Source organism: Aeromonas sp. sif2433, from assembly GCF_019218705.1.
Lineage (GTDB): Bacteria > Pseudomonadota > Gammaproteobacteria > Enterobacterales > Aeromonadaceae > Aeromonas > Aeromonas encheleia.
Genome location: NZ_JAHUXD010000007.1, coordinates 94019 through 115323 on the forward strand (window position 1 = coordinate 94019; position 21305 = coordinate 115323).

General features: G+C 64.7%; 22 protein-coding genes. 5 read left to right on the forward strand and 17 right to left on the reverse strand.

Features of this window, described 5'->3' with window-relative positions; all coding sequences use genetic code 11:
• Nucleotide 1 precedes the first annotated feature (1 nt).
• A complete protein-coding gene (gene metB / locus KW825_RS12365) occupies nt 2-1165 on the reverse strand; it encodes a cystathionine gamma-synthase (protein WP_218329388.1) in 1164 nt (387 codons plus the stop codon).
• A 221-nt stretch (nt 1166-1386) separates the two neighbouring features.
• On the opposite strand from metB, the gene metJ reads away from it, so the two are divergent.
• From metJ to KW825_RS12380, 3 genes are all read left to right on the forward strand, one after another.
• Entirely contained in the window at nt 1387-1710 is a 324-nt protein-coding gene (gene metJ, locus KW825_RS12370) for a met regulon transcriptional regulator MetJ (protein ID WP_033128908.1), read from the forward strand.
• Between the two features lie 36 nt (nt 1711-1746).
• Nucleotides 1747-2505, forward strand: a complete 759-nt coding sequence (locus KW825_RS12375) for an AraC family transcriptional regulator (protein ID WP_218329389.1) — start codon at nt 1747-1749, stop codon at nt 2503-2505.
• A 79-nt stretch (nt 2506-2584) separates the two neighbouring features.
• Nucleotides 2585-2923 carry a tRNA-binding protein gene (locus KW825_RS12380; RefSeq protein WP_218291589.1) on the forward strand — a complete coding sequence of 113 codons (339 nt, stop codon included), beginning with the start codon at nt 2585-2587 and terminating at the stop codon, nt 2921-2923.
• A 68-nt stretch (nt 2924-2991) separates the two neighbouring features.
• Here the strand turns inward: KW825_RS12380 and KW825_RS12385 are convergent, their stop codons facing one another.
• The 3 genes from KW825_RS12385 to nudE form a co-directional block, all read right to left on the reverse strand.
• Nucleotides 2992-4260: an aromatic amino acid transport family protein gene (locus tag KW825_RS12385; RefSeq protein WP_218329390.1), complete on the reverse strand. Its 1269-nt coding sequence runs from the start codon at nt 4258-4260 to the stop codon at nt 2992-2994.
• Between the two features lie 412 nt (nt 4261-4672).
• Nucleotides 4673-5485, reverse strand: coding sequence for a 3'(2'),5'-bisphosphate nucleotidase CysQ (gene cysQ / locus KW825_RS12390; protein WP_218329391.1), 813 nt, complete (start codon nt 5483-5485; stop codon nt 4673-4675).
• A 35-nt stretch (nt 5486-5520) separates the two neighbouring features.
• A complete protein-coding gene (gene nudE, locus KW825_RS12395; RefSeq protein WP_218291586.1) occupies nt 5521-6135 on the reverse strand; it encodes an ADP compounds hydrolase NudE in 615 nt (204 codons plus the stop codon).
• A gap of 153 nt (nt 6136-6288) precedes the next feature.
• Here nudE and yrfG point away from each other — a divergent pair, with 153 nt between their 5' ends.
• A complete protein-coding gene (gene yrfG / locus KW825_RS12400; RefSeq protein ID WP_218329392.1) occupies nt 6289-6957 on the forward strand; it encodes a GMP/IMP nucleotidase in 669 nt (222 codons plus the stop codon).
• Nucleotides 6958-7026: 69 nt separating this feature from the next.
• On the opposite strand, the gene tyrS is transcribed toward yrfG, so the two are convergent.
• A complete protein-coding gene (tyrS, locus tag KW825_RS12405; protein WP_218329393.1) occupies nt 7027-8295 on the reverse strand; it encodes a tyrosine--tRNA ligase in 1269 nt (422 codons plus the stop codon).
• A 143-nt stretch (nt 8296-8438) separates the two neighbouring features.
• Between tyrS and KW825_RS12410 the strand changes: the two genes are divergently transcribed.
• Complete coding sequence (locus KW825_RS12410) at nt 8439-9290, forward strand: LuxR C-terminal-related transcriptional regulator (protein WP_218329394.1); 852 nt, start codon at nt 8439-8441, stop codon at nt 9288-9290.
• 50 nt (nt 9291-9340) lie between these two features.
• On the opposite strand, the gene exeN is transcribed toward KW825_RS12410, so the two are convergent.
• From exeN to exeC, 12 genes are all read right to left on the reverse strand, one after another.
• Nucleotides 9341-10099 (reverse strand): type II secretion system protein N, encoded by a 759-nt coding sequence (gene exeN, locus KW825_RS12415; protein WP_218291582.1) that lies wholly within the window; start codon nt 10097-10099, stop codon nt 9341-9343.
• Nucleotides 10100-10300: 201 nt separating this feature from the next.
• Nucleotides 10301-10792 (reverse strand): GspM family type II secretion system protein ExeM, encoded by a 492-nt coding sequence (gene exeM, locus KW825_RS12420; RefSeq protein WP_042653123.1) that lies wholly within the window; start codon nt 10790-10792, stop codon nt 10301-10303.
• Nucleotides 10789-11973, reverse strand: a complete 1185-nt coding sequence (gene exeL / locus KW825_RS12425; protein ID WP_218329395.1) for a GspL family type II secretion system protein ExeL — start codon at nt 11971-11973, stop codon at nt 10789-10791. Before exeL ends, exeM begins: the two co-directional genes overlap by 4 nt.
• A 156-nt stretch (nt 11974-12129) precedes the next feature.
• Entirely contained in the window at nt 12130-13140 is a 1011-nt protein-coding gene (gene exeK, locus KW825_RS12430) for a GspK family T2SS minor pseudopilin variant ExeK (protein ID WP_218329396.1), read from the reverse strand.
• A complete protein-coding gene (gene exeJ / locus KW825_RS12435) occupies nt 13130-13783 on the reverse strand; it encodes a GspJ family T2SS minor pseudopilin variant ExeJ (RefSeq protein ID WP_218329481.1) in 654 nt (217 codons plus the stop codon). Before exeJ ends, exeK begins: the two co-directional genes overlap by 11 nt.
• Nucleotides 13784-13854: 71 nt before the next feature.
• On the reverse strand, nt 13855-14214 hold the full coding sequence (exeI, locus tag KW825_RS12440) for a GspI family T2SS minor pseudopilin variant ExeI (RefSeq protein ID WP_218329397.1): 360 nt from the start codon (nt 14212-14214) through the stop codon (nt 13855-13857).
• Nucleotides 14211-14774: a GspH family T2SS minor pseudopilin variant ExeH gene (gene exeH, locus KW825_RS12445; protein WP_218329398.1), complete on the reverse strand. Its 564-nt coding sequence runs from the start codon at nt 14772-14774 to the stop codon at nt 14211-14213. The genes exeI and exeH overlap by 4 nt, the downstream gene beginning before the upstream one ends.
• Nucleotides 14775-14818: 44 nt before the next feature.
• Entirely contained in the window at nt 14819-15250 is a 432-nt protein-coding gene (gene exeG / locus KW825_RS12450; RefSeq protein WP_042653128.1) for a GspG family T2SS major pseudopilin variant ExeG, read from the reverse strand.
• A 99-nt stretch (nt 15251-15349) separates the two neighbouring features.
• Nucleotides 15350-16570 (reverse strand): GspF family T2SS innner membrane protein variant ExeF, encoded by a 1221-nt coding sequence (gene exeF, locus KW825_RS12455; protein ID WP_042653129.1) that lies wholly within the window; start codon nt 16568-16570, stop codon nt 15350-15352.
• A gap of 135 nt (nt 16571-16705) precedes the next feature.
• Nucleotides 16706-18211 carry a GspE family T2SS ATPase variant ExeE gene (gene exeE, locus KW825_RS12460; RefSeq protein ID WP_218329399.1) on the reverse strand — a complete coding sequence of 502 codons (1506 nt, stop codon included), beginning with the start codon at nt 18209-18211 and terminating at the stop codon, nt 16706-16708.
• Nucleotides 18211-20283, reverse strand: a complete 2073-nt coding sequence (exeD, locus tag KW825_RS12465; protein ID WP_218329400.1) for a GspD family T2SS secretin variant ExeD — start codon at nt 20281-20283, stop codon at nt 18211-18213. The genes exeE and exeD overlap by 1 nt, the downstream gene beginning before the upstream one ends.
• A gap of 21 nt (nt 20284-20304) precedes the next feature.
• The gene (gene exeC / locus KW825_RS12470; protein ID WP_277994462.1) at nt 20305-21186 is read right to left on the reverse strand and encodes a GspC family type II secretion system variant ExeC; all 882 of its coding nucleotides are present in this window, start codon (nt 21184-21186) and stop codon (nt 20305-20307) included.
• Between the last annotated feature and the right edge of the window lie 119 nt (nt 21187-21305).

Consider the following 21305-nt stretch of genomic DNA (forward strand, 5'->3'; position numbering starts at 1 on the left):
GTCATTGCCCGGCCAACTGCGCCTTGGCAAACGCCTGGGCCAGATCGGCCACCAGATCGTCGCCGTGTTCTATGCCCACCGAGAGGCGCAGCAGCTGGGCGCTGATGCCCGCCGCCTGCTGGGCCGCCGGGGTCATGGCCCTGTGGGTCATGCTGGCCGGATGGGCCACCAGGCTCTCCACCCCGCCGAGGGACTCGGCCACCGAGAACAGGGTCAGTGCCTCGAGGAAGGCGCGCAGCCCCGCCTCGTCGCAGTCGAGCTCAAAACTTAGCATGGCGCCGAAGCCGGACTGTTGACGGCGCGCAATCTCGTGACCCGGATGGCTCGGCAGGCTGGGGTGGTAGATCTGTTTGACCAGCGGCTGCTGCTGCAGGAAGGCGAGGATGCGATCCGTGTTCTCCTGGTGGGTGCGCAGCCTGGGGGCCAGGGTGCGCAACCCGCGCAGGGTGAGGTAGGAATCGAAGGCCCCGCTGGTCAGGCCGAGGCAGTTGGCCCACCACACCAGGGAGTCGGCGAGCGCGGGCTCCTTGGCGATGGCGACGCCCCCCACCACGTCGGAGTGACCGTTGATGTACTTGGTGGTGGAGTGCACCACCACGTCCGCCCCCAGCGCCAGCGGTTGCTGCAACAGCGGGGAGAGGAAGGTGTTGTCCACCACCACCTGGGCGCCCACCTCGTGGGCGGCGGCGGCGATGGCGGCCACATCCACCACCCGCAGCAGCGGGTTGGAGGGGGTCTCGACCCACACCAGCGCCGGCTTCTGCGCCAGCGCCGCGGCCAGGGCGGCGGCATCCCCCTGATCGACGAACTGCACCCGGTAGTGGCCCTTGGCCGCCAGATATTCGAACAGGCGCCAGGTGCCGCCGTAGCAGTCGTGGGGGGCCAGCAGCAGATCACCCGCCTTGAGCAGGGCCGTGGTCACCAGGTGCACGGCGCCCATGCCGGTGCCAGTCACCACGGCGCCCGCCCCCCCTTCCAGCGCCGCCAGCGCGTCCGCCAGGTTGGAGCGGGTCGGGTTACCGGAGCGGGCATAATCGTATTGACGGGGCTCGCCGAAGTCGGCAAAGGTGTAGTTGCTGGAGAGGTAAATGGGCGGCACCACTGCGCCGTGCTGTGTGTCTGTCTCAATCCCGGTGCGTACCGCCAGGGTGGCCTTGTGGGTCATCTCACTCTCCTTGATCTGTCTCTGGACGATGGCCGCCTTGACTCTGCCACACCCGTTCCCGCCATGGCCGGCCCTATCGCCAGCCCATGGTGAACCACCTTACGCCAGCACAAAAAAGCCGTCAACACTTCCAGACGTCTAAATGGCTTTGCCGTTGGATTGCCATTGAATACCTTAAGGGTTAAAATCCGCGCTCACGGCCAAATGAGAACAGGTGAATCATGGGTACAGAGTGGAACGGCGACTACGTCAGCCCCTATGCGGAACACGGTAAGAAGAGCGAACAGGTCAAGAAGATTACCGTCTCGATCCCGCTCAAGGTGCTGAAGGTGTTGACCGATGAGCGCACCCGTCGCCAGGTGAACAACCTGCGTCATGCGACCAACAGCGAGCTGCTCTGTGAGGCCTTCCTGCACGCGTTTACCGGCCAGCCGCTGCCCGGTGACGACGACTTGCGCAAGGACCATCCGGACAGCGTCCCTGCCGAGGCGCGCGCCATCATGGAAGCGCTGGGCAAAGAGATCGAAGATTTCGACGTCGAATAATCCTCTCAGCCTATGCCAAAGAGCGATCTTTCTTCGATGACGCGGCCCCGGGCCGCGTCATTGCCATCTGCCCCACCCCCCTTCAGCCTGCGCCGCTACCAGAGCGACATCAGCAGCCACAGCCACGACTTCGCCCAGCTGGTGATCCCCCTCGACGGCCCCATCGAAATAGAGGTGCAGGGCCAGGGGTGCAGGCTGGAGCCCGGCTTCGCCTGCGTGATAGCCCCCGGCGAGCGGCACGACTTCGCGGCCGATCCGGCGCTCTCCTTCCTGGTGCAGGAGAGCCCCTGGCTGCCGGAAGCGCTCGCGGGCAAGCCCTTCATCACGCTGGACGAGCCCCAGCGCCACTACCTCGCCTTCCTGCACCGGATGGTGGCAGAGGGTCGGCAGGTGGCCGGCATGGAGCAGGTCTGGCTCGGGCTGCTGGCCGAGTCACGGGGCATGGGCCCGGCCATGGCGACCCGCATAGCCCCCCGCATCGCGAGGGTGCAGCGCCATATCGAGGCCCACCTCGCCGAGCCGCTCGACAACGAGCGACTCGCCGGCGTTGCCTGCCTCGGCCAGAGCCAGTTCAAGCACGCCTTTCGCCAGCAGCTCGGCATGAGCGTCTCCCATTACATCCGGGGGCGGCGCATGGCGCTGGCGCGCACCCTGTTGAGCCAGGGCACCCTGCCCATAGGCGACGTCGCCTGCCGGGTCGGTTACCAGAACCAGGGCGCCTTCGCCGAGCGCTTCCTGGCCGAGACCGGGCTGACCCCCTCGGCCTGGCGCCAGCAAAACGGCCGGCTGCCGTAACGCACCGGCTCTGCGCCGAAGACAAGCCGTGGCGAGATCGGGCATGCTGGCGGACATGGACGACACGCGAGGAGAGCAGATGCAGACCATAAGCTGGCAAGAGTTCGAGATGGTGGAGCTGAGGGTGGGCACCCTGGTGCGGGTCGAGCCCTTCCCCGAGGCGCGCAAGCCCGCCTACAAGGTATGGGCCGATTTTGGGCCAGAGCTCGGGGTGCGCAAGAGCAGCGCCCAGATCACGGATCTCTATCAAGCGGAAGAGCTGGTGGGGCGCCAGATAGTCGCGGTGGTGAACTTTCCGCCCAAGCAGATAGGCCCCATCCAATCGGAGTTTCTGCTGACCGGTTTCTACCGGGCCGACGGCGCCGTGGTGATGGCCATCCCGGAGCAGGCGGTGGAGAACGGCGCCAAGCTGGGCTGAGCGCTCAATCAGAACGCAAAGAGGCGACCCAGGGGTCGCCTCTTTTCTTTTTGGCCGCAGCGCTGCTGTTACTTCAGCAGGCTAAAGATCAGCGCCGATACCGCCAGCGACCCGGTCAGCAGGATGAAGCCGTTCACCCAGCCCTGACGGAAGCGGGCCAGTGCCTCCACCCTGTAGATGGCCACCACCGGCATGATGAACAGGATCATGGCGATGACGGGGCCGGAGAGGGTCTCCATCAGGCCGAGGATGCCGGGGTTGAGCACCGCCGCCCCCCAGATGGCGAAGAACATCAGCGCTATGCCGAGCCTGTCCGCCTTCGCAATCGACAGGCCGGTGGGCTTGGCGATCAGGCTCTTGAGGCTCTCCCGCGCCCCCAGGAAGTGGCCGAGGAAGGAGGAGCTGATGGCGATGAAGGCGATGAGCGGCCCCAGGGTGATGATCACCGGGTTATCGGTGATGTTGGCGAGATAGGAGAGCACCGAGACGTTCTGGGCCTTGGCCTCGGCCAGCTGCAGCGGGGAGAGGCTCAACACACAGGAGAAGACGAAGAACAGCACGAAGCCCACCAGCATGACGGTGGTGTTGCGCAGGATCAGGCCGCTCTTGGCCTCCGCCTGCTCGCCATATTCACGGCGCTGCACGTTGGCGAAGCCGGAGATGGCGGCGGCGTGGCTGAAGGCGAAGACGGTCACCGGCAGCGCCAACCAGACGGTGTTGAGGAAGCTGGCGCCGTCGAAGGCGGTCACCTCCGGCCAGTGCCACTGGGGGATCAGGTAGCAGGAGAGCGCCGCCAGGATGGCCGCCAGCGGATAGACCATGAAGGCGAAGGCCCGCAGCATCGCCTTCTCGCCAGCCATCATCACCGCGATCATGGCAAACACCAGCAGCCCGGACAGCATCACCCGGTTCGGGGTCGCCATGCCGAGCTGGTTGACCATGAAGCTCTCCACCGTGTTGGTCAGCCCCACCCCGTAGATGAGCAAGATGGGGAAGATGGAGAGGAAGTAGAGCGCCGAGATGAGGCGGCCAGCCATCTTGCCGAAGTGCTCCTCCGCCACCTCGGTGAAATCGGCCTGGGGACGGGAGGAGGACAACACGAAGCGGGCCAGCCCGCGGTGTGCCAGGAAGGTCATGGGACCGGCCAGCACGGCTACTATGAGCAGGGGCCAGATCCCGCCGAGACCCAGGTTGATGGGCAAGAACAGGATGCCCGCGCCGACGGCGGTGCCAAACAGGCTGATCACCCAGTGGGTGTCATGACGGCGCCAGCTGCTGATGGCGATGGCTGGCTGGGAACCAGACAGCTCCTTGGTAACCTCTGCAGATAAACTCATCGATAATTCACTTATGGTCAGTATTTTAATCTGCACATATTGTGGTTTATCCGAATTTAATTCTCAAAACGCGGCACTGAAACATATCACTACCATTACGGGCTCGGGCCAGTGAGATTGGGAACAGGATCTGGATCACGGAATCCTGTAAAACTACAAATTGTCAATTTTGCGATATATAGAACCAAAATAAGATCCATATCCATTTTTTTATTTTGACCAAACTTGAGTTTGCAGGATTACCTGAAAAATATGCCAATTCTCATGGCGCCCTTGTGATGATCCACTGTTATCTTCGCGATTTGATAGCGGATATCCCTGCTCATCACGGATATAACCAGCGGATCACACCAAACAATCAGGCGACCCCGAGGTCGCCTGATTGCTGATCAGCGGTGATTTTTCAGCCGGCTCAGTGCGCCAGTATCTTGCCCCAGTCGAGATCCGGATCCCCCATCACGATGAAGTCAGGGTTCTCCAGAGACTCCGTTTCGTTGTAGCTCAGCGGCTGCAGGGTCAGGCTGAGGATGCGGCCACCGGCCGCCTCGACGATGCACTGGGCGGCGGCGGTGTCCCACTCGCCGGTGGGGCCGAGCCGCACATAGCAGTCGGCGGCCCCCTCCGCCACCAGGCAGGACTTGAGGGAACTGGAGCCGAGCGGGATCAGCTCGTAGTTGATGGCCGGGTTGAGACGGCGGGTCAGCCTCTCCAGCTTCTGGCGTCGGCTGATGGCCACCACCAGCGCATCCGGCAGGTCGTGTTCATGGTGCATGGCGCTGATGGGATAGATCTCGCCCCCCACCTCCTTGAAGGCGCCGTGGCCACGCACCGCCCAGTAGAGCACGTCGGATTCTGGGGCATAGATGACGCCGAGCACAGGCACGTTGTCCCGCACCAGGGCGATCAGGGTGGCGAAGTCGCCGCTGCCGGCGATGAACTCGCCGGTGCCGTCGAGGGGATCTACCAGCCAGTACTGCCGCCAGTTGGATCGCTGGCTGAAGGGCACATCGGCCGCCTCTTCGGTCAGCACGGGAACATGGGGAGTGAGCGCCGACAGCGCCCCCTTGAGGTAGGCATCGGCAGCAAGATCGGCACTGGTGACCGGGGTCGCATCCTCCTTCAGCTGACGCTCGAACTGACCGCCGTGATAGATTTCGTGAAGGATCCGACCCGCTTCACGGGCGATCTCCTTGACCCCAGGCACCCAGGCCAACAACTCCTGCATCTTGCTACCCTCTGTTTTTATTACCCTTTATGCCCTTATGGGCGCTTCTTCTCCTGCTCCGCCAGCCACTTCTGGGCCAGCAGCAGGGCACTGATGCTGCGCGACTCGGTGAAGTCGGGGCGCGCCAGCAATTCGTCGATGCGGTTGAGCGGCCAGGGGATCACCTCGAGCGGCTCCGGCTCGTCGCCGATGCGCTGCTCGGGGAAGAGATCCCGGGCCAACAAGATATCCATCCGGCTGGAGAAGTAGCCGGGGGCCAGCGACACCTGCTTGAGGGGGATCAGGCTGTGGGCGCCGAAGCCCGCCTCCTCCATCAGCTCCCGGTTGCCCGCCTCTAAGGCGTTCTCACCCGGATCGATCAGCCCCTTGGGGAAGCCGAGCTCGTAAGAGTGAGTGCCCGCCGCGTATTCGCGCACCAGCAGCAGGGTGTGCGCGTCGAACAGCGGCACCACCATGACGGCGCCTCTGTTGCCACCGCGCATCCGCTCGTAGACCCGCTCCTCGCCGTTGGAGAATTTCAGATGCAGGGACTCCACCTTGAACAGGCGGCTCTCGGCCACGATCTCGGCGCTGAGGATGACGGGTTTGCGCTTGTCCTGATCCATCATCTCGGCTTCGAGTCGCTCGGGTTTGCTCTTGTTATGATCCATCGTCGGGCGCTGATTGCCGGTTAAAAAATAGTGCTTCAAGAGTAAACGACTCCCACCCCGAACACCACGGGGCAAGGCGGGGAAAGATGCCGGAAAAATACGTTATAGTGACGCTCCTTTTTCAGCGCCCTGCGTGACACCAAGAGAGCTTCCATGCCGACCCCACTGCCCTGGCACCAGATAGATACCGTTCTGCTCGATATGGATGGCACCCTGATCGATCTCCATTTTGACAGCCACCTCTGGCAGCAGCTGGTGCCACAGCGTTACGCCGAGCGTCTCGGGTTGCCGCTGGCCGAGGCCAAGGCACAAATGGATGCCCACGCTCAGGCGGTCAGCGGCACCCTCGACTGGTACTGCGTGGACTACTGGAGCCGGACCCTGGGGCTGGACATCCGTGCCCTCAAGCAGGAGATCCTGGAGAAGATCCAGTGGCGGCCCAACGCCATCCCCTTCCTGGCCGCCCTGCGCGCGGCGGGCAAGCAGCTGGTGCTGTTCACCAACGCCCACCCCGCCAGCCTCTCGGTCAAGGAGGCGCGGCTCGGCCTGGGCGCGCACCTGGATCTGATGGTCAGCACCCACGAGCTGGGCTGGTCGAAGGAGAGTCAGCAATGCTGGCAGGCGCTGGCCGAGCGGCTGGCGTTCGATCCGGCTCGCACCCTGTTCGTCGATGACAGCGAGCGGATCCTGCGGGCCGCCGCCGACTATGGCATCGGCCATAGACTCGCCATCCAGAACCCGGACAGCCGCCAACCCGAGCAGCAGATCACCGCCTTCCCGGCGATCCGCGACTACGCCAAGCTGCTGCCGCTGGCAGTCTGAATCTGCCGGCGATCACGTAGCAACAAGGGCTGCCCAGGCGGCCCTTGTCATGCTCGCGCCGCTGCCGCCTCAGTCCAGCCACTCCACCAGCTGATACTGCTTCTTGCCACGGCGCAGCAGCAGGTAACGACCAAACAACCGCTCGCCCTGAGTCAACCGCTCATCCTGCCTGAGCGCCCCGTTGAGGCTGATGGCCCCCGCCGCCAGCAGCTCGCGGGCGATGCGGCGGGAGCCGGCCAGGCCGCATGCCACCAGCAGACTGATCAGATCCTGCGCCCCCTCCACCCGACAACTCGGCATGCCATCCTGCGCCAGCTGGGCAAGATCACTCTCCCCCAGGCGGGCCACCTCGCCACAAAACAGCAGCTCGCCGATGCGCCGCGCCGCCGCCAGCGCCCCCTTGCCGTGTACCAGCTCGGTCAGCTCGTCCGCCAGCACCTGCTGCGCCCGCTTGCGCCCCTCCCGCCTGGCGTCTTCCGCCTCCAGCGCCTCGATGGCCGCGAGCGGCATCAGGCTGTAGTAGCGCAGGAAGCGATAGACGTCCTCATCCGCCGTGCCGAGCCAGAACTGATGGAAGGCGTAGGGCGAGGTAAGCGCCGGATCCAGCCAGATAGCGCCCCCCTCGGTCTTGCCGAACTTGGTGCCATCCGCCTTGGTGATGAGCGGCAGCGTCATGCCATAGACCTGGGCCCGGTGCAGGCGGCGGCTGAGATCCATGCCGCCGGTGATGTTGCCCCACTGATCGTTGCCGCCGATCTGCAGGGTGCAGCCGAGCCGCTCGTGCAGCACGGCGAAGTCCTGGGACTGCAGCAGGGCGTAGGCGAACTCGGTGAAGGAGATGCCCTGCTCCGGGCGGGCCAGCCGCTGGCGCACCGATTCCCGCGCCAGCATGGCGTTGACCGAGAAGTGCTTGCCGATGTCGCGCAGGAAATCGAGGGCCGACATCTGCCCCGTCCAGTCGGCGTTGTTGACCAGTCTGGGCGTCGCCAGCCCGTCGCCGGCGGGCAGCAGCGCCTCTATCTGGGCCGACAGGCTGGCGACCCAGCCCCGCACCGTCTCGCCACTGTTGAGGCTGCGCTCGCTCGCCTTGAAGCTGGGATCGCCGATGAGGCCGGTGGCGCCGCCCACCAGCGCCACCGGGGTATGACCGGCGAGCTGGAAGCGGCGCAGCATCAACAGCGGCACCAGATGACCGATGTGCAGGCTGCCGGCGGTGGGATCGAAGCCGCAATAGAGGGTGCGCGGCACGGCCAGATGATCGCGCAGGGCGACGGGGTCGGAATTCTGGGCGACAAGCCCGCGCTGGCTCAGCTCGTCCAGCAGATGGGGGTTGAACATGGGGTCTCCAACGGCAGGGGAAAAGCCGCCATCCTCGCCGTTCGACGTGAGCGCGACCATGTCCCCCAGGGGACAGTTTTGTCACCACCGTGCTAGCATGCCAGCCGAATGGGGCCGCGTGGCCCCCTGCCTCGGAGCCACCCATGACCAGCGCCACCCTCACCACAGATCTGACCGCCGTCGTCGATGCCCTGCACGGCAGCACCTTTGCGGCCACGCTGGTGCGCCTCATCCAGCACCAGGTAGCGTTCGACTGTGCCCTGCTGCTCGGGGTAGGGTCTCGCCCCCTCTATCTCTACGACAATCTGAGCCATCAGCGGGAGCTGCTGTTCGACCGCTATCTCGCCGGCCACTTCGGCCAGGATCCCTTTATGCAGGCGCTGGCGCGCGGGTTAAGTGCCGGGGTCTGGACCCTGGCGGAGCTGTCCAACGGAGCCCTAGATCCGGACTATCGCCGGCGCTTCTATCAGGCCACCGGCTGGCAGGAGGAGGTGGGGCTGATCCTGCCGATACGCGAAGGGCTGACGCTGATGCTGTTCCTGGGCCGACTCGGCCAGCGCCGCGCCCTGCGCCCGAGCGAGCGGGCCAGGCTGGAGGAGCTGTTTCCGCTGATCCACTCCCTCTGCCGCCAGCACTGGCAGCAGCCCCAGCCCCTGCTGGCGGAGAGTGCCGCCAAGAGGGTCGCGACAAGTGCCGCCGGCAGTGAGGCAACTGGGCCGGACGGCGCCACCCTCAAGGCGGCCATTGCCCGGGCGATGGCCAGCGTCGGCGGGGATCTGCTGACCCGCCGGGAGCGGCAGGTCGCCGGCCTGCTGCTGCAGGGGCTGGACACCGAGGCCATCGCCGCCGAGCTCGGCATTGGCAGCGGCACGGTGAAGAATCATCGCAAGCACCTCTACGGCAAGCTGCGGCTCGGCTCCCGGGCCGAGCTGTTCGGCTTCTTTCTGAACCATCTGATCACCACGCCGGGACAGGGCCAGATGCCGGCCCCATAACGACATCACCCCACCGGGGCGGGGTGATGATGGTCAACAGTGACGCTGGCTCAGATCCGGCCCTGATAACGCAGCGGGAAGCGCCCCTGACCATCGGGCTGGCCGAGGAAGGGCAGCCCCTGCTTCATCTGATCCGGCAGCTCTGGGCCCGGCTTGAGTGTGCCCTGGAACAGGTACTGGCGATTGGCCTGCAGCTCCAGCTTGCCCAGCACCTGCACCGCCTCCGAGCCCTGCTTGATCTCGGCCACCAGCCGGGAGTCGAGACAGGTCAGCTTGACCTCGGGATCCCCCAGCTGCAGCTTGCCGGCCGGAGTGTCCGCCTCGGCGCCGTACCAGTGCAGGTTGCCGTAGAGCTCCTCACACCAGGGATTGCCCTGGGCGAACTGATCGACCTTGAGCTGCAGCTGGCCCACCGCCGTCAGGGGGAAGGGTGACCGCATGGGCACCCGCTCCAGCACCCAGGGCGCGGGGGCGTTGAGGGTGATGTCACGGCCGAAGGCCGCACCGTTCCAGCCGATCACCCCCTGCCCGTTGAGGCCAGAGCGATCGCCGAAGCGCAGGGAGAGCTCGGGGGCGAGGCGCAGCAGCGACCAGCCATTGAGATCCCAGCGCAGCTGGGTGAGCGACTCGCTGGCGTATTGCAGGCGGGCCACCTGGCCACTCCAGAGGGTGCCGCTCACCCCTTCCAGCCGCACCTGATTGGCCGGCAGGGGCAGATAACGGACCACCAGGGTGGCGGGCAGCTGCGCCAGCAGGAACCCGAGATAGGTCAGCAGGAACAGGCTGGCAATCAGAACTCTTTGCTTCATTGGAAACGACTCGACGGCAAGGGGTTGACCTTGACCCGCCCCGGCACCAGACCGGGACTGGCCATCAGAAACGGGCCGGCAATCAACACAGCCCGTATCATAGAGGGCGACTCAGTTGCAGGCATCTGACCTTGACCAGGCCCGGTGCCAGATTACCGAGAGAGGCCATCAGAAACGGGCCGGCAATCAGAACAGTCAGCGTCATAGAGGGCGACTCAGCTGCAGGCGTCTGACCTTGACCAGGCCCGGCGCCAGATTCTCACGGGCCACCTCGATGATCTGCACCTGCACCCCGTGCTGATCGGAGAGAGTCGCCAGCCAGAGCAGCAAGTCATCGAAGGGAACCGTATCGATCCACACCTGCAGCTCCTGCCCCTGGGGTTGCAGCCGGGCTATCTTGATCTTCTGGTTGAAGGCGGTGCGGTTCACCACCCCGTCCAGGGTGCCGCTGGTGTCGATCTGGCGGCCGCTGCCGGCCTGCATCGCCAGCACATCCTGCCCCTTCTCCTTCAACCAGGCCAGGGTCTGCTGCTGGTTGATCACCTGCCGCTCACGCTCGGCGATACGGTTGGCCACCGGCTGCCAGATGAGCCAGTAGCAGAGCCCGATCAGGAAGATGCCGCCCCCCACGGCCACCAGCCGCTGCTCGCGGGTGCTGATGCCACGCCACCAGCCTTGCAGTTTGTCCATCATGATGATTTACCCTTGAGTACCAGTGCCCCTTCGACCTTACCCTCGGTGCTGCGCACCTCTCCCTGCTGCACCTCGAAGCGCTTGCCCGCCAGCTCGCGGAAGCGCTCTATCTCGGTGAAACCGGGGGCGGTGACCTGCAACCTCAGCTCGCCACGCGCCGCGTCGAAGCGCAGCACCTCGGGCTTGAGGCCGGGCACCTCGGCGAACACCGGGGCCAGCTCGGTCAGCAGCAGCAAGACCCCATCCTGCGGGGCCTGTCCCATCAGCTTGAGGTGCTGGGCCATCTGGCTGCGGACATTGACGATGCGGGTCTCCCCCGGGAAGATCCGGGTATAGACCTGCCGGATCTCCGCCTTGAGCGCCTTGTCCTGCTCCGCCAGCTGATAGAGATGCACCCCGCGCTGGGTCAGCGCCACCAGCAGCAGCAGCCCCGCCACCACGGCCACCTTGCGCCACTGCAGCCAGTAACGGGAGTATTCGGTCTGGGGTCGATAGGGCCCCTGCAACAGGTTGGCCTGGCAGCCGAGCGCCCCCTTGGCCAGCAGCAGCATGGGCAGCTCGGGATCCGCCGCCTGCCAGTGGGCGGCCGGGATGGCGGGAGCCGGGGTATGGGTGTGGATGGTGACGGGTTCGGCCTGGGCCGCCAGCAGCATGGCCAGCAGCGACTCCTCAGCCACTATGCCCTGGCAGGGGCCCTGGCGCAGCAGCCACTCCTCCCCCAGTTGCAAGGCCGACCAGCCATCGCTGGCAAGCGGCAGCGCCAGCACATCCGGCAGCAGTTGCAGGCTGGTGAGCCCCGCCTGCTGCAGCCAGTCGAGCCAGCCCTGCATCTTCACCTTGTCCACCGCCATCAGGTCCACGTCGTGGCCCTGATGAGCCAGCACAACCAGGTGCAGCGCCTCCACATCTGAGGCGATCTGCTCCTCCAGCAGGTATGGCAGGGCCGCCGCGGCCTGACGGTTGTATTTACCCGGCAGGCTGACCCGCCGGAAGATGAGATCGCTGCCCGGCACCAGGGTCACCACGGGGCGGCCACCGGCCCGCTCGCGCAGCTCCCCCAGTCCATGGGCGGATGCCAGGGTGCCGGAGGCGATGATCTCCTGCTCCTGAGTCGACCAGACCAACCAGTGCACCGGCTGCTGCGCATTGGTCCCCAGACGGATGACCAGACTCTCGCTCACAAATAGTTCTCCTGCCATGCCCGCCGGCATCCTTGTCGATGGGCGGGGCCGCAGCCTAGGGCTGCAGTCCAGATTAGGGACGGGCAGACGGCGGCCTGTGGCCACCGTCTGCCCTGTTATGTCGCATTGTCATTGCCGCCAGGGCACGACGGCCTGCTATTCGGCGCCGTTGTTCAGACGGCGCAGCATCACCAGCTTGTTGTCCTTGCCGCGCTGGAATACCGTCTCCAGCCGGGCCCGTGCATCACCCACCTCGGCCAGCAGGCTGGCCTCGAAGTAATTGCTCTTGATGACCAGTGCGGCGTCGAGTCCAGGAATGGTGCTCGCCTGCACCTGGAGTTGATCCGTCAGCTCCTTCTTCTCCTTCCAGCCCTTCTGGGGACGGCCGCTCAGCGCCTGCCTGGCCTCGTCGATCCCGATCCTGCCCTGATAGAGGCCGACCAGCAGGGCCGCCCGCGCCGGCTTGATGGTGTTGATGTTCACCTCCAGCTTGTCATTGGGCAGGGCGCAGACATAGGGCGCCAGCCTCGCATAGAGCGCGCCGCTCACCCCGCGCACGGCCCGCAACTCATCCGTGCTCAGCAGCCACTGGTTGGCCGTCAGATAAGGGGGGTTGAGCCCCTCGTAATAGGCATCCTCGGCCCCCTGGCTGGACACCAGCTGGGTGTCCTTGTCGGTCCAGTCACGGATGGCATCGGTGAGCTGCACCGCCTCGTACTCGTCGACCTCCAGCTCCGCCAGCAGCGCCCGGAACACCTTGGCCGGGTAAGGCTGCTTCTCCAGATCGTCGCCGTCCTCCCCGTCTTTCTTCGGCACGCTCAGGCTGTTGAGGTTGAAGCAGGATTGGAGATCCCGCACCCGACCGGACAGGGTGCCGTCATCCACCGGGAAGACGCCATCCTCACGGGCCCAGTTCTGACCCAGGTTCACCACGTCTGGGTCGTCCTTGAAGTCCTGGTTGAGCACCTTGATCACCAGCGCCTCGGCCGACATGGCATACCACCAGGCCTGCTTGCCGGTGGTGAGGTTGCTGGTGCGGCGCAGCTCGAGCTGCAGCCGGCCACTCATGTTGCTGGCGATGATCACCATCACCGACAGGATGAGCAGCACCACCAGCAGCGCCATGCCCCCCTGCCGACCGGGGCGGGATCGACGGTTAGCGCCCATTTTCCGCCCTCTGGCCACCGGCCCCGATCAGGAACTGACGGCGAATGGTGCCGTAATCTTCCAGCTCCAGCTCCACCGCCAGCCCATGGGGCAGCAGGTCGCGCTGGGTCCACTCCTCCTTCCAGACCCCGCCGTCATAGAAATAGATCCGCAGCGCCGTCACTCGCGTCAGCACCGGCTGGATGCGCGGCTCTGTGCCGATCGAAGGATCCGGGTAGAGGTAGCTCAACCGCTCCAGGGTCTGATCCTTGAGCCGCCAGCCCACCCGCTGCAGCCCGGAGCGCGGCAGTATGCCGTCCGGGTTGAGCCAGCCGCCGCGAATGAAGGCCATGCCCCAGTCGTCGCTCTGCTGGCCAAAACGGGACGCCGCCAGCAGCACCTTGTTGTTCTCCCCCTCGCTGCGACCGCTGCGGGGCACCATCTGGCTGACATCCCGCTCCAGCAGGCCGAACGCCAGCTGCAGCTCGGCCAGCCGGGTCTCCTTCTTCTTGGCCACCTCGTCGCTGGTGAGTACCCCCTGCAGCACCTGATAGGCGCCCATGCTCAGGCTGGCGAAGATGGCGATGGCCACCAGCATCTCCAACAGGGTGAAGCCAGTCTCGCGTGTCGACCTCAGCGGATGACGATGGCGGTGCCGCCTCATGGCGGCCGAAGCTAAATCTGTCATCGGCTGACGATATGGGTGCCGCATCGTGGCGGCCGAAGTGAAGTCTGTCATCGGCTGATATAGGTCCGCATCATGGCCACCGGGCTCTCGGCCTTGGCCTCGGTGCGCACCTCCACGTCCAGCGCCTTGAAATTGTTGTCGGCGGTGGCGACACCGCGATAGCGCCAGTACCAGGTCTGCCCGGCCATATCTTCTTCCCCTGCCACCCAGCTGTCGCCGGGCCACTTGCTCTCGAGTTTCTGCTGCACCAGCTGGTTTTCCACCACCCAGGTCGCCAGCGTCTTCTCTTCCAGATAGTTGAGGCCGGAGAGATGCTCGCTGGCGGTCTTCATCACCGCCAGCCCGGCGATGGCGAACACCGCCAGCGCCACCATCACCTCCAGCAAGGTCATGCCACGGGCCTTCACTCTTCTTCCTCGACCGCATCTTCCAGCAAGGAGAGGCGACCAAATTCGTCCCCCTTGACGGTGCGCAGATACTTTTCATCGTCATTTTGCTGGCTCAGGCTCAGCACGAAGGGGGTGAGCTCGCCACCGGGGAAGATCAGCACCTGGGGGGTGCGCTCCTCCTCATCTCGTCCCTGCTCGGTCTTCTCGTCCGAGTCGGTCTTCCAGCTGAAGCCCTCCAGCGCTATGGTCAGCGTCATCTCCTCCGGCAGCGTGACCCGGCCGAGGATCTTGTCGTCGGTCAGCGCGCGCCACTTGCGATCCTTGGCCGCACGCGTCATGAACTGCCAGCTGCGCTCCTCGACCCTCAGCCCCACCAGCCGGCCATCCATCACCGAATACTCCTGCGCCTGCTGCAGGGTCGCCATGAAACGGCGCGCCTGCTTGTCCAGCTCGCGATCCCCCTTGGCTCCCCCCATGCTGAGGGTGACGGCGGTGGCCACCAGCCCCATCAGCATGGCGACCAGCAAGACTTCCAGCAGGGTGAAGCCGGATTGACGACGGGTCGACGCCAACCTCACGACAGCCTCGCCAGCAAGATCCGGAGAACGGCGCAGTCAGTCACTTATTGGAAGTCCTTCAGGTTCCAGTTGCCGATGTCATCATCGGTACCGGCCTCGCCATCCAGCCCGGTGCTGAAGATGTCGAGCTTGCCAAACTGGCCCGGGCTCAGCAGCTGGTACTGGTTGCCCCAGGGATCCTGCGGCAGGCGCTTGATGTAACCCCCTTCCCGGTAGCTGCGCGGCTCAGGAGCGGCGGTCGGCTTGTTGACCAGCGCATCCAGCCCCTGCTCCGTGGTCGGGTAGCGGTTGTTGTCCAGCTTGTACATGTCGAGGGCATTCTCCAGCGCGACTATGTCGGAAACCGCCTTCTGCTGATCCGCCTTCTCCTTGTTGCCCATCAGATTGGGCACCACCAGACTGGCCAGGATCCCCAGGATCACGATGACCACCATGACTTCCAGCAGGGTAAAACCGGCTTGACGACGCTTGTGCATTGCTATGACTCCCTAACGAATGAGATGACGTGTGTCATCGGAAAATGATCATGTGATCGTGTTCGGTCCCCGTGGTGGTGACGGCCTTCGCCCTCCCCATCACAGGTTGACCATGTTGTTGAGCTCGAGGATAGGCTGCAGGATCGACATCACGATAAACAGCACCACCCCTGCCATGGAGACCACCAGCATGGGTTCGAACACCCCGAGGGCGATGTTCACCTGGGTTTCGAACTCCCTGTCCTGGTTGTCTGCCGCCCGCTCCAGCATGCTGTCGAGCTCGCCGCTCTGCTCGCCTGAGGCGATCATGTGCAGCATCATGGGCGGAAAAATCTTGGTTTCATTCAGTGCCTTGCGCAGGCTGGTACCCTCGCGCACCCGCTCGGTCGCCTCGCCGATCCGGTTGCGGGCGAAGTCGTTGGAGAGCACCTCGCCGGCGATCTTCATCCCCTCCAGCAGCGGCACCGCGCTGGCGTTGAGGATGCTTAAGGTGCGGGCGAAGCGGGCGGTGTTGAGGCCGCGGCTGACCCGGCCTATCACCGGCAGGCGCAGCAACACCCCGTGCCAGTGGCGGCGCCGGGTCTCGTCGCTGAGCCACCAGCGCCAGACAAAGCCACCGATAAACAGCAGCAGCAGGAACCAGAGCCCGTAGTGCTGCATCAGCTCGCTGGTACCGATGAGGAAGCGGGTGGTCGCCGGCAGCTGCTGGCCCATGTGCTCGAACTGGGCCACCACCTTGGGCACCACGGCGGTGAGCAGTATGGAGATGACCCCCACCGCCACCAGGGTGAGCACTATGGGGTAGATCATCGCCTGCAACAGCTTGGTGCGCATATGCTGGCGCTGCTCGGTGTAATCGGCGAGCCGGTTCAGCACCTTCTCCAGGTGCCCGGACTTCTCCCCGGCCGCTACCATGGAGCGAAACAGCTGATCGAACACATGGGGAAAGGCGCCAAGGGAGTCGGCAAGGGAGTAGCCCTCCACCACCTTGCTGCGCACCGTCGCCACCAGGCTGCGCAGATGAGCCTTCTCGCACTGCTCGGCCACCGCCCGCAGCGCCTCCTCTATGGTGAGGCCGGCTCCCACCAGGGTCGCCAGCTGACGGGTGATCAGCGCCAGCTCGGAGGTGGACGCCCCACGCCGGAACAGCACGAAGCGATTCGCCTCCCGCTTCGCCTTCTCGGTGGTCTCGTTCACCTCGAGCGGGGTCAGCCCCTGCTCGCGCAGCAGCTGGCGTATCTGGCGGGCGGAGTCACCCTCCATCACCCCGGATTTCTGTCTGCCCCGGCCGTCGAGGGCCTTGTATTCAAATGCTGCCAATCCTGTTGCTCTCCTGCGCTGGCGCCGTGATGCTATTCAAATGCCGATGTGCCGGTCAATCTTGCCGGGTCACGCGCAGCACCTCTTCCTGGATTTGGCTCTGCCCCTTGGGCAGCTTGCCTGTGCCGGACGAGATCAATCTTCCCGGGTCACCCGCAATACCTCTTCCAGGCTGGTCTGGCCCAGCAGCACCTTGTCGATGCCATCGCGGCGGATGCTGGGGGTATGGCCCCGGATCAGGCGCTCTATGACCAGCTCGCCGCTGGCACCGTGGATCGCCTCGCGCACTGTGTCATCGATCACCACCAGCTCATGGATACCGGTCCGGCCGCGATAGCCGGTATGGTTGCACTGCTCGCAGCCGACCGGGCGCCACATCAGCTGATCCGGCGCCAGCTCGATGCCCATGGCGAGCCGCTCCTGCTCGGTGATGGGGTGCTGGGTGCGGCAATCCGGGCAGAGGGTGCGCACCAGCCGCTGGGCCAGCACCGCCAATAGCGAGGAGGAGAGCAGGAAGGACTCGATCCCCATGTCCCGCATCCGGGTGATGGCACCGATGGCAGTGTTGGTGTGCAGGGTCGACATCACCAGGTGACCGGTCAGCGACGCCTGCACCGCGATCTGGGCGGTCTCCAGATCGCGGATCTCCCCCACCATCACCACGTCGGGATCCTGACGCAGGATGGCGCGCAGGCCGCGGGCGAAGGTCATGTCGACCTTGCTGTTGACCTGAGTCTGGCCGACCCCCTCCAGGTCATATTCGATGGGATCTTCCACCGTCAAAATGTTGCGGTCCCGCGAGTTGATCTCGGACAGCGCCGCGTAGAGGGTGGTGGACTTGCCCGAGCCGGTCGGGCCTGTCACCAGGATGATGCCGTGGGGCTTGCGGATGAGCTCGCTGATGATCTTGCGATTGGCCAGCGTCATGCCGAGCTGCTTGAGCTCGAGCCGCACGTTGTTCTTGTCGAGCAGACGCAGCACCACCCGCTCGCCATAACTGGAGGGCATGGTCGAGACCCGCACGTCCACCGCCCGGCCGCCGATGCGCAGGGAGATGCGCCCGTCCTGGGGCACCCGCTTCTCGGCGATGTCCATGCGGGACATGACCTTGATGCGCGACACCAGCAGAGAGGCGAGCTTGCGGTGGGGCCGCAGTATCTCCCGCAGCACACCATCGATGCGGAACCGGATGACCAGCACCCGCTCGAAGGTCTCGATGTGGATGTCAGACGCCTCCTCCTTGATCGCCTCGCTCAACATGGCGTTGATGAGACGGATGATGGGGGCATCGTCGTCGGCGTCAAGCAGATCCTCGCTCTGGGGCAACTCCTCCGCCAGGGCGAAGAAGTCCATCTCGTTACCGAGATCCTCCATCAGCTGGCGTGCCTCGGAGGAGTCACGCTGGTAGTGGGCCGTCAGCAGATCTTCGAATTCGTCGCTGCCCAGCTGCTCCACCGAGAAGTTGCATCCCGCCACGCGCCGCACCTCCAGCAGAGTCTGCGGCGCGACGCCCTGACGACAGAACAGCAGGGGGGCGCCCTGCCGCTCGGTCAGGATCACCCCGAAGTTGCGGGCGAAGGCAAACGGCAGCTCGGGCAGCGCCGCCGGCAAGTCGGATCCATCGAGTTGGTAGGCCGCCATCAGGGCTGTCCCTGCACGAAGGGTTGCCCCTGGGCCGGCGCCTGTTGCACCTGGGAATGCGCCCCGGTGGCAGTCGCCTGCTGCTGGGCCTTCATCAGCTCTATCTGTTTTTGCACCTCGGGGGAGAGCATCACGTCCTGGCCATAGGCGGGCAGCACCTGGCGGGCCGGCGAGGTGGCATAGCCCTCCTCGGCCGCCAGGTTCAGCTGCTCGGCGCGGAACAGGGTGTACTTGTTGCTGGAGACGCCGGAGTAGACGTTGGCATCCCGCAAGATGGTCGGTCGGATAAACACCATCAAATTGCGCTTGGCGGTGGTGTTGGAGGTGGAGCGGAACAGGTAACCCAGCACCGGAATGTCCCCCAGCAGCGGGACCTTGGAGACCTGCTCCTTGGTCTGCTCATCCATCAGGCCGCCCAGCACCACGGTTTCGCCACTCTTGACCAGCACCGCGTTCTTGACGGTACGGGTGTCGAAGGTCGGGCCCAGGTTGGCGGTCCCGGCCGCCTGGGCCTGGGCCACGCTGGAGACCTCCTGCTCTATGTTGAGCAAGACGGAGTCCCCTTCGTTGATCTGGGGCGTCACTACCAGCTTGGTCCCCACCGTCTTGCGCTCTATGGTGTTGAACACCTGATCGCTGGTGGTGGAACTCTGGGAGCCACTCTGCACCGGCACTTCCTGGCCGACGTTGAAGGAGGCTTCGTGGTTGTCCATGGTGACTATGCTCGGGGTCGAGAGGATGTCGTTCTTGGTGTTGGTCGACAGCGCCGTCACCAGCATGGCCCAGTCGCCCTTGTAGAAGCCGGCGGCCATGCCGCTGAAGCTGCCAAGCAGGTTCTCGAGCCCCTCGGTGTTGCCGTTGTCCTTGTAGTCCTTGCCCGCGATGATGGCCGGCCCGATCGGCAGACCGGTATTGGTGAACTGGGTGCCGCCGCCGTTGGCATTGGCCCACTGCACCCCGAGGTTCAAGCCGTCGCCGTCCTGGATCTCGACGATGATCGCCTCCACCAGCACCTGGGCACGGCGGATGTCGAGCTTGGCGATGACCTGCTCCAGCTCGGCCATCACGTCAGGCTGGGCGGTGATCACCAGCGCATTGGTGGTCTCGTCGGCGGAGATGGCCAGCTGGCCGCCACCTATGCTGGCGCCGCCGCCGGTGGCAGCCGCCGCTCCACCGCCCTTCTTGTCGGCCGCGATGCTGGAGCTGACCCCCTTGAGCACATCCACCAGATCCTTGGCCTTGCCATATTTCAGGTAGAAGACCCGGGTGTTGCCCTGGCTCTGCAGATCCTTGTCGAGCTGACGCACCATCTGGATGATGCGGGCCCGCGCCTTGGGCTCACCGCTGATCACCACCGAGTTGGTGCGCTCGTCCGCCACCACCTTGGGAGAGAGCAGTATGGAGGCGTTGGCCCCCTGGGTGTTGCCATCCTTGTTGAGGTTGGTCACCAGCCGCACCATCTCGCCCGCCGAGGCATATCTCAGCTTGATGACGTCCATGTCCTGATCCCCCGCCCGGTCTACCCGGCGCACGACCTCGACCAGACGATTCACCACGGCGGCACGGCCGGTGATCAGCAGCACGTTGGAGGGCTCGTAGTGCACCACGTTGCCGCCGCCGGCGTTGTCGTTGAGCTGGCGCAACAGGGGCGCCAGTTCGCGCACCGAGACGTTGCGCACCGGCACCACCCGGGTCACCATCTCGTCACCCACGCCAGGGTTGCTGTCGTCCACCACAGGGATGGAGGAGGTCTTGGCATCCTTGGCGCGCACCACCTTGAGCACTCCGTTGTTCATGGGCACCACGGCGAAGCCATAGACGTCGAGCACGCTCAGGAAGAACTGGTAGTACTGATCCTCATTGAGCAGATCGTAACTGCGGACATTGATCTTGCCGCGCACCGAGGGCTCGATGATGATGGTCTTGTTCAGGTTCTTGCCGACCGTGTTGATGAACTCTTCGATATCGGCATTCTTGAAACTGGCGGCATACTCGGTGGCCCAGGCGGAGCCTGCCATCATCAAGGCCGCCGCAACCGTGGCCAGACGCCAGCCTTTCCCTTTATTTATCATTCTTGGTGCTACTCCAATTCATTATTCTGACAAGCCGACATACACATCGTAGAGCTGTCCTTGCCGTTCGACGGTGACGGTCATTTCCGTGGCGCCAGCCACTTGCTGCATAGCCTGCATGGCCTGTGCGTTATCCCGCAGATCCAGGCCATTGATGCTGACCGCCAGATCGTTGGCGACCAGTCCGAGTTGAGTGAACAGTTCAGGTTTGCTGCCCGGGTTGAGACGATAGCCGACCATGCGGCCATCGACCCGGACCGGGGAGATATTGAGATAATCGGTGATCTTGCCAGGGTTGCTCATCAATTCGCTGCGCACCGAGGAGAGCTGACCAGCCTGGCGCGCCACCTTGGGCAGCGGTTTGCCGTACTCCTCGCCATCCAGCATCAGGGTCTCGTCACGGCCATCGCGGGCGATGATGACCCGATCGGCAAATACCTGCCGGATCTTGGCCTGGGTACCGTCGATGTAATCGCCGATGCCATAGGAGTTTTGCAGGCCGTTGTGGGCGATGATGGCGATGGATTTGGTGGAGTCAGAGCTCGCCAATACCCCGTTGAGCTGGGCGTTGAGCTGGGTCTTGGGGGCATCCGCCGCGACGGCCGCGGCCACATCGGCCGCCTGGGCCTGCTGCGGCGCCTTGCCAAACAGGGAGAGCCGGCTGACATTGCTGAGATCGAGGCGGGAGGCTTCGCCTCCCTGACCGGCCACGACCGATGGCTGCCAGGCGGGATTACGCGAGCTCTGGGTCAGATCGAACAGACGCCAGGTGAGGCCGGCACACTGATGGGCCAACAGCAGCAGCAGCAACCAGAACAGCGGTTGGCTGAAACGGGAGAGTGGCACGCGGTTGCAACGAGCCAGAAGGGTACTGAATAAATCACCCCTGAACGGTAGCGTCATGTTTCTCAAAATATTCTGGCATCCATATCGATTGGCTATTGTGTACGGCAATGGACCCAGAGACAACCGACCGGATGGGATGACGCGGTGAAAATCCAGATCCCGTCACACCCTGTCCC

What these genes read in the sequence shown, in the direction of transcription:
- exeE (WP_218329399.1), bottom strand. Translation starts at nt 18,211, where the DNA reads ATGGCGGCCTACCAACTCGATGGATCCGACTTGCCGGCGGCGCTGCCC.
- exeM (WP_042653123.1), bottom strand. Translation starts at nt 10,792, where the DNA reads ATGATGGACAAACTGCAAGGCTGGTGGCGTGGCATCAGCACCCGCGAG.
- metB (WP_218329388.1), bottom strand. Translation starts at nt 1,165, where the DNA reads ATGACCCACAAGGCCACCCTGGCGGTACGCACCGGGATTGAGACAGAC.
- KW825_RS12375 (WP_218329389.1), top strand. Translation starts at nt 1,747, where the DNA reads ATGACGCGGCCCCGGGCCGCGTCATTGCCATCTGCCCCACCCCCCTTC.
- metJ (WP_033128908.1), top strand. Translation starts at nt 1,387, where the DNA reads ATGGGTACAGAGTGGAACGGCGACTACGTCAGCCCCTATGCGGAACAC.
- KW825_RS12410 (WP_218329394.1), top strand. Translation starts at nt 8,439, where the DNA reads ATGACCAGCGCCACCCTCACCACAGATCTGACCGCCGTCGTCGATGCC.
- tyrS (WP_218329393.1), bottom strand. Translation starts at nt 8,295, where the DNA reads ATGTTCAACCCCCATCTGCTGGACGAGCTGAGCCAGCGCGGGCTTGTC.
- exeJ (WP_218329481.1), bottom strand. Translation starts at nt 13,783, where the DNA reads ATGAGGCGGCACCGCCATCGTCATCCGCTGAGGTCGACACGCGAGACT.
- exeC (WP_277994462.1), bottom strand. Translation starts at nt 21,186, where the DNA reads ATGACGCTACCGTTCAGGGGTGATTTATTCAGTACCCTTCTGGCTCGT.
- exeD (WP_218329400.1), bottom strand. Translation starts at nt 20,283, where the DNA reads ATGATAAATAAAGGGAAAGGCTGGCGTCTGGCCACGGTTGCGGCGGCC.
- exeK (WP_218329396.1), bottom strand. Translation starts at nt 13,140, where the DNA reads ATGGGCGCTAACCGTCGATCCCGCCCCGGTCGGCAGGGGGGCATGGCG.
- KW825_RS12385 (WP_218329390.1), bottom strand. Translation starts at nt 4,260, where the DNA reads ATGAGTTTATCTGCAGAGGTTACCAAGGAGCTGTCTGGTTCCCAGCCA.
- cysQ (WP_218329391.1), bottom strand. Translation starts at nt 5,485, where the DNA reads ATGCAGGAGTTGTTGGCCTGGGTGCCTGGGGTCAAGGAGATCGCCCGT.
- nudE (WP_218291586.1), bottom strand. Translation starts at nt 6,135, where the DNA reads ATGGATCATAACAAGAGCAAACCCGAGCGACTCGAAGCCGAGATGATG.
- KW825_RS12380 (WP_218291589.1), top strand. Translation starts at nt 2,585, where the DNA reads ATGCAGACCATAAGCTGGCAAGAGTTCGAGATGGTGGAGCTGAGGGTG.
- exeN (WP_218291582.1), bottom strand. Translation starts at nt 10,099, where the DNA reads ATGAAGCAAAGAGTTCTGATTGCCAGCCTGTTCCTGCTGACCTATCTC.
- yrfG (WP_218329392.1), top strand. Translation starts at nt 6,289, where the DNA reads ATGCCGACCCCACTGCCCTGGCACCAGATAGATACCGTTCTGCTCGAT.
- exeG (WP_042653128.1), bottom strand. Translation starts at nt 15,250, where the DNA reads ATGCACAAGCGTCGTCAAGCCGGTTTTACCCTGCTGGAAGTCATGGTG.